Source organism: Streptomyces sennicomposti (assembly GCF_019890635.1).
Classification (GTDB): domain Bacteria; phylum Actinomycetota; class Actinomycetes; order Streptomycetales; family Streptomycetaceae; genus Streptomyces; species Streptomyces sennicomposti.
Window position 1 is genome coordinate 36,185 of record NZ_JAIOAB010000058.1, and the last position, 11,865, is coordinate 48,049.

The window sequence follows — 11,865 nt, forward strand, 5'->3', positions numbered from 1 at the left end:
CGAGTGACGCGCATGAGGCAACCGCCCCGGCCGCAGGGCGCACCGCCCCCGTCGAGGTCGTCGTGGAGGCGCCCGGCACACACCGCCTCGCCCCGCACACCCCCCGCGACCCCGGCCCCGGCGAGGCCCTGGTCGCCGTGCACGCCGTGGGCGTCTGCGGCAGCGACCGCGAGGTGTACCAGGGCAACCGGCCCGAGGGATACGTCCGTTACCCGCTCACGCCGGGCCACGAGTGGTCCGGCACGGTACGGGCGGTCGGCCCCGGAGTGCACGGGGACCTGGTGGGCCGCAAGGTGGTCGGCGAGGGCTTCCGCAACTGCCAGGTGTGCGACCACTGCCACGCGGGCGAGACGACGCTGTGCGGCGCGGGCTACGAGGAGACCGGCTTCACACAGCCCGGCGCGATGGCCCCCACCCTCACCCTCCCGGCCCGGCTGCTGCACGTCCTGCCCGACGCCGCCGACCTCACCGCGGCCGCGCTGCTGGAGCCGGCCGCCTGTGTGGCCGCCGCCGCGCTGAAGGCGGGCGCGCGGCCGGGCGAGCGGGTCGCGGTGGTCGGCACGGGGACGCTCGGCCTGCTCGCCGTGCGGTTCCTCAGGGCCGTCTCCCCGGCCGAGCTGCTGGTCGTCGGCGCCCGCGACGACCGGGCGGCGCTCGCCCGCCGGTTCGGCGCGACCGCCTTCCGCACCAAGGACGAGGAGTTGCCCGGCGGCTTCGACGTGGTGGTGGAGGCGGCCGGGTCCGCCGACTCGGCCCGCACCGCCGCCGCGCTGTGCCGGCGCGGCGGCCGGCTGGTGCTGACCGGCCTCCCGGCGGCGGGCGCGGCGGGCCTCGACCCGACCGATCTGGTGGTACGGCAACTGGAGGTGCACACCGTCTTCGGCGCGCCGCCGTCCGCGTGGGCGCACGCGGTGCGGATGTTCGCGGCCGGACTGCTCGACCCGCTGCCACTGGTCACCCATGAACTCCCGCTCGCCGACTTCGCGCACGCCATCGACCTGGTCGGCGGCGGCGACCCGAAGGCTGGCAAGGTCCTCCTCCGCCCCTGACCCACCCGCCCCGCCGCCCCCTTCGTACGCCGGTCACGGCGTGACCCGGCGACGCCGTGACCGGCGTACTCCCATGCCTTCCGCACCCCGGCAAGCCTTTTCAGACCCCGAGCCACGAACCACGTTCGACATGTCGAACATATCGAACAGCACCGTCCGGCTCGTCGACCGAAGGACAGCTTGTGACCGACGCTTCCGCCCCGGCAGCCCGCAGGCCCGGTGAGCAGGCGCTCACCGCGCTCGGCCTGGCGGCCCCCGCCCTCGACCCCGCCGACGCCTCGCCGCACTCCTTCCCCGGCGGCGGCCGCTGGCGCACCGAGATCCCCTCGTGCGAGGGGCCGGAGGCGCTGGCGGTGGTCCTGAAGGAGTCCTCGCGGCTCGATGTGCCGATCCACCGGATCAGCCAGGGCAGCGGGGTGTGGATGCTGACCGACGCCGAGATCACCGAGATGGTGGAGGCGACCGGCGAACGCGGCATCGAACTGTGCCTGTTCACCGGGCCGCGCGGCACCTGGGACACCGGCGCCTCGGTGCGCACCGATTCGCGCGGGGCGGGGCTGCGCGCCCGGGGCCACGACGCGGTCGCCGGCTGCGTCGAAGACGCCGTACGGGCGACGGAGCTGGGTGTGAAGTGCCTGCTGGTCGCGGACGAGGGCGTGCTGTGGACGCTGCACCGGGCGCGCACGGCGGGCCTCCTCCCGGCCGACACCACGCTCAAGGTGTCCGCGCTGATCGGCCCGGTCAACCCGGCCTCCTACGCCGTGTACGAGCACCTGGGCGCGGACTCCCTCAACGTCCCCAGCGACCTGACGCTCCCTCACCTCACCGAGATCCGGCGGGTGTCGGCGGCGCCGATGGACATGTACATCGAGGCCCCGGACGACCTGGGCGGCTATGTGCGGATGTACGAGGTGGCCGAGCTGATCCGGCGCGGCGCGCCGCTGTACCTGAAGTTCGGGCTGTCCAGGGCGCCCGGCATCTACCCGTACGGCCATCAGCTGCGCGAGGTGACCCTGGCGTCGGCCCGGGAGCGGGTGCGGCGCGGCCGGCTCGCCCTGGATCTGCTCCAACGGCACGGCGTGGACGGCGAGATGGCGCCCCTGGGCTCCCGGCTGCCGGGCGCGCTGCGCCGCTTCGACACACCGGCATAACGTTCCGGAAACTGCGCTTCACAGAAGACGACACAGCCGCGCACAATCCCACACAACCATTCTCGGTCCCCCACTGCGCCCCCTCAGAGCCGTACCTCGGCACCACCCCCGGCACCACCCCGGCACCACCTCGGCAGCACCTCCCGAGCGATCCAGCAGCGCCCGGCACCGGACCCACCCCGGCCACCACCGGACCGACCCGCACCCACCACCCCAAGGATGACCACCATGCGCAACCGCAGAGCCGCAGTCGCCGCCATGGCCACCGCCGCCTCCCTCGCCCTGACCCTCACCGCCTGCGGGCAGAGCGGCTCGGGCGGCTCCAAGGAGGACAAGGGCGACTCCAAGGGCGGCACGATCGGCATCGCGATGCCGACCAAGTCCTCCGAGCGCTGGATCTCCGACGGCAAGAACGTCGTCAAGGACCTGGAGGCCAAGGGCTACAAGACCAAGCTCGTCTACGGCGAGGACGACCCGGACACCCAGGTCTCCCAGATCGAGAACCTGATCACCCAGGGCGTCAAGGGCCTGATCATCGCGGCCATCGACAACAAGTCGCTGAACAACGTGCTCCAGGAGGCCGCGGACGCCGACATCCCGGTCATCTCCTACGACCGCCTGATCCTCGGCACCGAGAACGTCGACTACTACGCCTCCTTCGACAACGAGAAGGTCGGCGAGCTACAGGCCGGCTACATCGTCGACAAGCTGGGACTGAAGGACGGCAAGGGCCCCTTCAACATCGAGCTGTTCGCCGGCTCCAACGACGACAACAACACGAAGTACTTCTTCAACGGCGCGATGACCGTGCTGAAGCCGTACATCGACGGCAAGAAGCTGGTCGTGCGCTCCGGGCAGACCGCGCTCAACCAGGTCACCACGCTGCGCTGGGACGGCGCCACCGCGCAGAAGCGCATGGACGACATCCTGACCTCCTCCTACAAGAACCAGCGCGTCGACGCGGTCCTCTCCCCCTACGACGGCATCTCCATCGGCGTGCTGTCCGCGCTCAAGTCCGACGGCTACGGCTCCGGCAGCAAGGCGCTGCCGGTCATCACCGGCCAGGACGCCGAGCTGGCCTCGGTGAAGTCGATCATCGCCGGGCAGCAGACGCAGACCGTCTACAAGGACCTGCGCAAGCTCGCCGACGTCGCCTCGACCATGGTCGACGACGTGCTGAAGGGCAAGAAGCCCGAGGTCAACGACACAAAGTCGTACGACAACGGCACCAAGGTCGTGCCCGCCTACCTGCTCCAGCCGGTCAGCGTCGACAAGTCCAACTACGAAGAGGTCCTGGTCAAGGGCGGCTACTACACCGACGCCCAGCTCAAGTAGCAGCCCGCTCCCACCGACCGCACACGACTGGAAGGCACGACCATGGCGGGACCCGTCCTGGAAATGCGCTCGATCGTCAAGACCTTTCCCGGTGTCAAGGCACTGTCGGACGTCAACCTGAGTGTCCGTCAGGGCGAGGTCCACGCCGTCTGCGGGGAGAACGGCGCCGGCAAGTCCACGCTGATGAAGGTGCTCTCCGGGGTTCATCCGCACGGCAGTTACGACGGCGAGATCCTCTTCGAGGGCGAGCCGTGCCGCTTCAAGGACATCCGGGCCAGCGAGCAGCACGGCATCGTCATCATCCACCAGGAACTGGCGCTGGTGCCGTTCCTGTCCATCGCCGAAAACATCTTCCTCGGCAACGAGCACGCCACCCGCGGGTTCATCAACTGGCACGACACGCTCAGGCACGCCGCCGAACTGCTGCGCCGGGTCGGCCTGGACGAGCACCCGGAGACCCGGGTCGCGGACATCGGCGTCGGCAAGCAGCAGTTGGTGGAGATCGCCAAGGCGCTGTCGAAGTCGGTGAAGCTGCTCATCCTGGACGAGCCGACGGCGGCCCTGAACGACGAGGACAGCGACAAACTCCTCGATCTCATCCTGGAGTTGAAGAAGCAGGGCATCACCTCGATCATCATCTCGCACAAGCTCAACGAGATCCGCAAGGTCGCCGACTCGGTGACGATCCTGCGCGACGGCCGCACCATCGAGACCCTCGACGTGAAGGCGGCCGGCACCACCGAGGAGCGGATCATCGCGGGCATGGTCGGCCGCGACCTCGACCACCGCTTCCCCGAACGCACCCCGCACCACGCCGAGGAGGGCGCGGCCCCGGCGCTGGAGATCCGCGACTGGACCGTGTTCCACCCCATCGACCAGCAGCGCAAGGTCGTGGACGGCGTGTCGCTCCAGGTGCGGCGCGGGGAGATCGTCGGCATCGCCGGCCTGATGGGCGCGGGCCGCACCGAACTCGCGATGAACGTCTTCGGCCGCTCCTACGGCCGGTACGCGGCGGGCACGGTCCTCAAGGACGGGACCGAGATCCGCACCAGGACCGTCGCGGAGGCGGTCGGGCACGGCATCGCGTACGTCACCGAGGACCGCAAGCACTACGGCCTCAACCTCATCGACACCATCAACCGGAACATCACGCTGACCGCGCTGCGCAAGGTCGCCCGGCGCGGCGTGGTGGACGAGCACGAGGAGCGGCAGGTCTCCGAGGGCTTCCGCAGGTCCATGAACATCAAGGCGCCGACGGTGTTCGAGCCGGTGGGCAAGCTGTCCGGCGGCAACCAGCAAAAAGTCGTCCTCAGCAAGTGGATCTTCGCGGGTCCCGATGTGCTGATCCTGGACGAGCCCACGCGGGGCATCGACGTGGGCGCCAAGTACGAGATCTACACGGTCATCGACCAACTGGCCGCCGAGGGCAAGGCGGTCGTCTTCATCTCCTCCGAACTGCCCGAGCTGCTCGGCATGTGCGACCGCATCTACACCATGTCCGCCGGGCGGCTGACCGGTGAGGTGCCGCGGGCCGAGGCCACGCAGGAGGAGCTGATGCGCCGGATGACGAAGGACACCCAGGATGAAGAGGTAACCCGATGAGCACGGATGTGAGCGCCAAGACCCCGGCCCCCGCGCCGCCGGGCGGCAGCGGAGGGGGCGGCGGCGACGGCCTGCTGGGGCTGGTGCTGGGCGGACTGCGCCGCAACATGCGCCAGTACGGCATGCTGATCGCGCTCGGTCTGATCGTCGTCCTCTTCGAGATATGGACCGGCGGCGACCTGCTGCTGCCGCGCAACGTCTCCAACCTGGTCCTGCAGAACAGCTACATCCTGATCCTCGCGATCGGCATGATGCTGGTGATCATCGCCGGCCACATCGACCTGTCGGTGGGCTCGCTCACCGCGTTCGTCGGCGCCTTCGCGGCCGTGCTCACCGTGCAGCACGGGCTGTCCTGGCCGATCGCGCTGGTGCTGTGCCTGCTGGTGGGCGCGGCGGCCGGGTCCGTGCAGGGCTTCCTGATCGCGTATCTCGGGATACCGTCGTTCATCGTCACCCTCGCCGGGATGCTGCTGTTCCGGGGCCTGACGGAGATCCTGCTCAAGGGGCAGACCCTCGGCCCGTTCCCGGACGGCCTGCAGAAGATGGGCAACGGCTTCCTGCCCGAGACCGGCCCGGACACCAACTACCACAACCTCACCCTGCTCCTCGGCATCGTCCTGATCGCGGCCGTGGTGTGGCAGGAGGTGCGGGCCCGGCGCCGGCAGCGGGAGTTCACGCTCGACGTGGTGCCGGTGAAGCTGTTCGCGCTGAAGCTGGTCGCCCTGGTCGCCGCGATCCTCGTCCTCACCCTGCTGCTGGCCAGCTACAAGGGCGCGCCGATCATCCTGATCATCCTGGCCGCGCTGGTGGTCGGCTACGGCTACGTCATGCGCAACGCCGTCTTCGGCCGGCACATCTACGCGATCGGCGGCAACCTGCCGGCCGCGAAGCTGTCGGGGGTGAAGGACAAGCGGGTCACCTTCCAGGTGTTCCTGAACATGGGCGTCCTCGCCGCCCTGGCCGGCCTGGTGGTCGCCGCCCGCCTCAACGCGGCCTCGCCGAAGGCCGGCGTGAACTTCGAACTGGAGGCGATCGCCTCCTCGTTCATCGGCGGCGCCTCCATGAGCGGCGGCGTCGGCACCGTCCTCGGCGCGATCATCGGCGGTCTCGTCCTCGGCGTGCTCAACAACGGCATGAACCTCCTCAGCGTCGGCACCGACTGGCAGCAGGTCATCAAGGGCCTGGCCCTGCTGGTGGCGGTCGGCTTCGACGTGTGGAACAAGCGCAAGTCCGGTTCGTAGGCCGGCTCGGGCGGCCCCGCCGAAGCGCGGAGCCCTTCCCCAGCGCACGCGTCCGACGCGTGAAGGGACCCGTCCCCAGGGGCCGTTGAACACCGCGGCCCTCCCCTCCGTATCTGTGGTCGGCCCGTGCTCCCCCGCACGGGCCACCCACAGACGGAGGTTCCTTTGGCCGGCAACGTCACCTCGCTCTTCCGCGGCACGGCGGCGCACAGCCCGTCGATGGCGGCGCTGACGCGGGAGAGCGGCGACGGCGCGAGCGGCCCGGTGGACTTCTGCATCCCGTGCAACCCGTACTTCCCCACGCCCGCCATGTTCGACGAACTGGCGGCCGGGCTGCGCGAGATCATCACGTACTACCCGAGCGACGCCGGCGCCATCACCGGCGAACTGTGCGACCTGCTCCAACTGCCGCCGCAGTGCGTGGCGATGGGCAACGGCTCCACCGAACTGATCACCTGGCTCGACCACCTGCTGGTCCGCGAGTCCCTCGCCGTCCCCGTCCCCACCTTCGGCCGCTGGACCGACCAGCCCATGGAGACCGGCAAACGGGTCGACATGTTCCCGCTCCAGGAGGCCGGCGGCTTCGCCCTCGACCTCACCCGCTACGCCGAGTTCATCCGCCGGCGCGGCACCAGGGCGGCGGTGATCTGCAACCCCAACAACCCCGACGGCGGCTTCCTGCCGAAGCGGGAGGTGGTGGAGTTCCTGGACGCCATGGCCGACCTGGACCTGATCGTGGTCGACGAGTCCTTCCTGGAGTTCGCCGACGCGGAGACCGACCCGAGCGTCGTCCAGGAGGCGATGCTGCGGCCCAACGTGGTCGTCCTGCGCAGCCTCGGCAAGAACTTCGGCCTGCACGGCATCCGCTTCGGCTACCTCGTCGCCAACCCGTCCCTGGCGGGGCGCGTCCGCGCGATGCTGCCCAAGTGGAACCTCAACTCCTTCGCCGAGCACGTGGTGTTCATGCTGCGGGAGCACGGCGCGGAGTACCGGCAGAGCATCGAGCTGGTGCGCCGCGACCGCACGGCGATGGCCGCGCACCTCGCCGCGCTGCCCGGCCTCACGGTCTACCCCTCTCAGGGCAACTTCCTCTTCGTCCGCCTCCCCGTGGGCGCGGAGGGCACGGTGGTCCGCGACCGCCTGCTGACCGAGCACCGCATCCTGGTCCGCGAGTGCGGCAACAAGATCGGCTCCTCCAGCCGCTTCATGCGCCTCGTGGTCCGCCCGGAGGTGGACGTACGGCGCCTGGTGCCCGCGCTGCAAGGTGTGCTGTACGAGGCGGGACCGGCCGCGACCGCCGACTCCCGCCCACCGACGGCCGCGACGGCCTACAGCTCGGGCACAGCAGCGGTGGACCGCCTGGTGAGCCAGACGAACGGAGCGGGGGTACGGCTGGCGCAGGGGGTGGGGTCGGGGTTGGGCGCGGGTTCGGGGGTGGGTGCGGGCTCGGGTTCGGAGGTGGGTGCGGGTTCGGGGTTGGGTGCGAGTAGGGGTGCGGGGGCGGGTGCCCCTCCGGCGGCTCCTCCGGTGGCGGCTCCTCCGGCGCCGACGCCGGGACCGATGCCGGTGGCGCCTGCGCCTGCGCCGGTGTCACCCGCGCAGGCACCGGCGGCACCGGGACCGATGGCGCCGGTGCCGGTGCCGGCCCCGATGGCGCCCGCGCCGACGCCTTACGTCCCGGCGCCCGCCGCCGCGACGGCACCGCCCTACCCGCCGGCGCCGGTACCGCCCCCACCTCCGGTACCGGCGCCCACCCCCTTCCCCGCCCCGGCCCTGCAACCGGTCCCGCAGACGGGCCTGCCGGGCATGCCCATGCCCGCCCCCTCCCCCTACGGCCGAGGCATGCCGGCCGCAGGCGGCCTGACAGCGGCCCAGGTAAGAGGCCGCACCCAGCCGGAACCCTCCATCCCCCCGCCGACGACCTGGCCGGCGGCGGGCGGGATGTACGGTCAGACCGGCTGAACTCCGCAATGCCCCCGCCTCGGGTTCAAGTTCGGTAAGAACTTTCCCGTTATCCTTTGCATAACAGTGAACTTGCATTAAGGAAGCCCACAAACGGCCACCGTCATGTGACTCGCGCCACCCTTAAGTGGATTGCAGGCTCTTGTACCCCGTCGGTAGATTTCCCCTTGTCGATCACTGACCAGACGACACATTCGGGGAGAAAAATTGAAAATCGCACGACGAGTGACGAGCATCGGCCTGGCCATGCTCGCCATGGTGTCGATATCCGCCTCCGCTTCGGCGGCCGAGCAGGGCGACAACACTTCTCGGCAGCCGCTGCGTACGGTTGAAGTCACCGTGAACGAGTACACCGAGACCAAGACGGTCGTTGACGGAAAAGTGACGGAGTCCAAGGACTCGGCCATACCGTCGGCCACCCACTTCTTCAGCCCTCAGGCACCCGACTATCGGGGCGACTCGGCCTACGGCCACTTCACCGGGCAGGTGCACTACTACGACCCCCACATGACGTTCGCATGGAGCCTCAAGCTCCACCCGTCTGTGGCCGCATCGGCGACTGGCGTCATGACGGAGCGCGCTACGGCGACTCGGAACGGCCGCACTTTCGGCTACGCTGACAGTCACCCCGCCCTGGCCGCGAACTACTTGGTGCACTCATCGTTCCGGGTGGACACCAGTCACTACAAGCTCACGGTCGACGAGCACTTCCGCAGCGGTCGCAGCACGAAGTACATCACGACCGTCTTCGACTTCATCGTGACGCTTATTTGACCTCATGCGAGTGCCCCCCTTCCCACCGGAACGGGGGGCGCCCACACCAGTCACCAAAAGGGATGTACGCATGGCTAACCTGAAGGAGCTTTCCGAGCGCGTATTTCGTGACCTGTCAGTGGGTATTTCTGCAGTGCCATCCATTACGTTCTCTGCGGCGGACAGGGAAGGCTACGTCGAGATTCTCCTTCAGGACGAATCAGGGATGGGCGTAGGTTTCCTCGTGGATCCCTCGGCGTCCGAGGCGGAAGTCCTCTACGAGATGGCCTATCGGATCCCTGATGCCTACGTCGAGTTCTATGCCGTCGGACTCCCTGTAGTGCCGGGTACTGAGCGGCCGGCCACTCCGGAGATCGTGTCTAGCACGGTCGTCTGGAAAGACCCGGCCGAGAAGGGCACCTGGTCATGCCCGGTGGGGCAGTACGGGCGCGCCTGGGAGCGCCGGCACGAGGAAGAGCGCCGCTGAAATCGACGGCTTCCCTCCGGCGCGCAGGCAGTCGCCGATGGAGACACCGCGGTCCGGCGACTCACGGTGCCGTACCGTCCGCGGCCTCCAGAGGTGCGGGGCTGCGGTGGCCGGGTGGGAGGTCGATCTCCGCGCGGACGGTTTTGCCGGGGGGACGGCGACCGGTCCAGCACCTCCCAGCGGGAGGCCAGCGCGTCGACCAGCAGCAGTCCCCGCCCGTGCTCGGCGAGGTCCTGCGGCGACCGTACGTCGCGGGGCCCCGGCGGCAGCGGGCCGCTGCGGGCGTCGGTCACCTCGATACGGACGCTGCCCGTCACGAGCGACAGACGCAGCTCGAAGTCCCGTCCCGGCACGCGCCCGTGCGTCACCGCGTTCGCGGCCAGTTCGGCGACGACCAGGCCCACGGCGTCGGAAGCGTCGACCCCGTGCGGGATGCCCCAGGTCTCCAGTTGGCGCAGCGCCAGCCGCCGGGCGAGGCGGGCGCCTCGCGGAGTGGCGCTGAGCCGCTGAGCGAACACACGTACGGTGACGGGGCGTTGGGGAGTGGATGGTGCGGTCATGCGCCCAATGTGGCGGCGCGAAAGGCCACTTCACCAGCACCTGACCGCGTACGCTGCGGGAGCGTACGCGGTGACGGACTGGACAGTACCGGTGACCCACCGTGAGCATGGGGGCGGGAGGTGACCGACAGTGGTCGATGGTGCGACGGGTGCGGGCGCGGGGAGCGAGCCGCAGTCCTCCGACAGCTTGCGGACGTTCGGAGCGGTGGTGCAAGCCCTGCGGGAGCACGCGGGGTTGAGCCGCGCGGAGTTCGCCACGCTGGTCCGGTACTCGAAACACACGGTGGCGTCGATCGAACTCGGCCGCCGCATGCCGGACCCGGTCTTCGTGGAGCGGGCGGAGCTGGCTACGGGGAACACGGGGGCGTTGCGGAAGGCGGCGGCCTATCTGGTGCGGGAGCCGGGCCTGGCGGCGTGGTTCCGCCAGTGGGCTCGGCTGGAGCAGACGGCGATCAGCCTGTACACGTACGAGTGCCGCGTCATGCCGGGCCTGTTGCAGACGGAGGCGTACATGCGGGCGGTGTCGCTGAGCGTGCCGCCGCTTCCGGGCGAGGAGGAGCTGAACGAGCGGATCACCGCGCGGCTGAATCGGCAGGTACTGCTGTCGCCTCAGCGGCAACGGCCGTGCGCTTTCAACTTCATCATCGAGCAGGCCGTGCTGGAGCGCCGCACGGGCGGTGACGAGGTCACGCGAGAGCTGCTGGACCACCTCCTCGACGTGATCGACCGGCACTGGAACGTCGAAATCCAGATCATGCCGCTCAAGCAGCCGGTGCACGCGGGTTTGGATGGGCCGATCCAAGTTCTGGAAACGCCCGACAACCGTTGGTACGCCTATTCCGAGGGACAGAAGAACGGCCGCCTCATCTCCGACGCGAAGGAGATCAGCGTCCTCCACCAGCGGTATGCAAAACTTCGCTCGCAGGCTCTCACCCCCGAGTACTCCAGGGGCCTGCTGGAGCGATTGCGAGGAGAGGTATGAGCGGCGCGTCGGACCTGGCCTGGTTCAAGAGCAGTTACAGCGGCTCGCAGGGCGACAACTGCATCGAAGTCGCCCTCACCTGGCGCAAGTCCACCTACAGCAGCGGCAGTGAAGGCGACTGCGTCGAGGTCGCCACCTGCCCCACCACCATCCACATCCGTGACTCGAAGGACAGGCAGGGGCCGCAGTTCACGGTCACCCCGGCCGCGTGGACGGAGTTCGTCTCGTACGTCGGCGAGTGAGCAAGTGGCCGTAGGGCCGCCCGCTTCCTGACGAGTGTCGTGCTTCCACGGGCCGCGTCAAGGGCGCTGCGCGTCGGCTACGCCGATGGCCCTCCGGGCCACCCTTGACCCGGCCCGCTCCAGCACGGGAAGGAAGCGAGCGGGCGGCCGGGGGAGGAGCGGGGTGCCCAGGTGAGTTCCCCCGCGGGTCCCTCACGTCCGCACCCGGAGGAGGGGGCGCGCTCGCGCCCCGGCGGCACGCCGGGTCGGCTAAGCGACTGACGGATGGATGGGGTGCGGGCACAGGCCGCAGCAGCGGAGTGGCGGCACGCCGGGTCGGCATAGCGACATCCGGCCGGTGGCGGTTCGGGCGCAAGCCGCACCAGTGGGGCAGGGGCACGCCGGGTCGGCATAGCGGCTGCCGGGTGGGTGGGCGGTGACGGGTGGCGGGTGGTGGCGAGGGGCGGGGGGGGGGGGGGGGGGGGGGGGTGGGGGGGGGGGGGGGGGGGGGGGGGGGGGGGG

Annotated in this window: 10 protein-coding genes and 1 pseudogene; 10 read left to right on the forward strand and 1 reads right to left on the reverse strand. The window is 70.0% G+C overall.

Annotated elements, in window-relative coordinates; translation table 11 throughout:
* Positions 1–62 precede the first annotated feature (62 nt).
* The 8 genes from K7787_RS25535 (at position 63) to K7787_RS25570 (ending at position 9,580) form a co-directional block, all read left to right on the forward strand.
* On the forward strand, positions 63–1,049 hold the full coding sequence (locus K7787_RS25535) for a zinc-dependent alcohol dehydrogenase (protein WP_223003085.1): 987 nt from the start codon (positions 63–65) through the stop codon (positions 1,047–1,049).
* A gap of 182 nt (positions 1,050–1,231) precedes the next feature.
* On the forward strand, positions 1,232–2,200 hold the full coding sequence (locus K7787_RS25540; protein WP_223003078.1) for a hypothetical protein: 969 nt from the start codon (positions 1,232–1,234) through the stop codon (positions 2,198–2,200).
* A gap of 228 nt (positions 2,201–2,428) precedes the next feature.
* Positions 2,429–3,535 (forward strand): multiple monosaccharide ABC transporter substrate-binding protein, encoded by a 1,107-nt coding sequence (chvE, locus tag K7787_RS25545; RefSeq protein ID WP_164388352.1) that lies wholly within the window; start codon positions 2,429–2,431, stop codon positions 3,533–3,535.
* Positions 3,536–3,577: 42 nt separating this feature from the next.
* Positions 3,578–5,137 carry a multiple monosaccharide ABC transporter ATP-binding protein gene (mmsA, locus tag K7787_RS25550; RefSeq protein WP_009188420.1) on the forward strand — a complete coding sequence of 520 codons (1,560 nt, stop codon included), beginning with the start codon at positions 3,578–3,580 and terminating at the stop codon, positions 5,135–5,137.
* Positions 5,134–6,378, forward strand: a complete 1,245-nt coding sequence (gene mmsB, locus K7787_RS25555) for a multiple monosaccharide ABC transporter permease (RefSeq protein WP_169435318.1) — start codon at positions 5,134–5,136, stop codon at positions 6,376–6,378. The genes mmsA and mmsB overlap by 4 nt, the downstream gene beginning before the upstream one ends.
* 165 nt (positions 6,379–6,543) lie before the next feature.
* Positions 6,544–8,340: a pyridoxal phosphate-dependent aminotransferase gene (locus tag K7787_RS25560; RefSeq protein ID WP_223003079.1), complete on the forward strand. Its 1,797-nt coding sequence runs from the start codon at positions 6,544–6,546 to the stop codon at positions 8,338–8,340.
* A gap of 225 nt (positions 8,341–8,565) precedes the next feature.
* Positions 8,566–9,114, forward strand: a complete 549-nt coding sequence (locus K7787_RS25565) for a hypothetical protein (protein WP_009188423.1) — start codon at positions 8,566–8,568, stop codon at positions 9,112–9,114.
* 70 nt (positions 9,115–9,184) lie between these two features.
* Positions 9,185–9,580, forward strand: coding sequence for a hypothetical protein (locus K7787_RS25570; RefSeq protein ID WP_223003080.1), 396 nt, complete (start codon positions 9,185–9,187; stop codon positions 9,578–9,580).
* A 61-nt stretch (positions 9,581–9,641) separates the two neighbouring features.
* Here K7787_RS25570 and K7787_RS25575 read toward each other — a convergent pair.
* Positions 9,642–10,140 (reverse strand): annotated as a pseudogene (locus tag K7787_RS25575) (ATP-binding protein).
* A gap of 130 nt (positions 10,141–10,270) precedes the next feature.
* On the opposite strand from K7787_RS25575, the gene K7787_RS25580 reads away from it, so the two are divergent.
* Together K7787_RS25580 and K7787_RS25585 are read left to right on the forward strand one after the other, a co-directional pair.
* Positions 10,271–11,122, forward strand: coding sequence for a helix-turn-helix domain-containing protein (locus K7787_RS25580; protein ID WP_223003081.1), 852 nt, complete (start codon positions 10,271–10,273; stop codon positions 11,120–11,122).
* A complete protein-coding gene (locus tag K7787_RS25585; RefSeq protein WP_223003082.1) occupies positions 11,119–11,364 on the forward strand; it encodes a DUF397 domain-containing protein in 246 nt (81 codons plus the stop codon). The genes K7787_RS25580 and K7787_RS25585 overlap by 4 nt, the downstream gene beginning before the upstream one ends.
* The last annotated feature ends 501 nt before the right edge of the window (positions 11,365–11,865 follow it).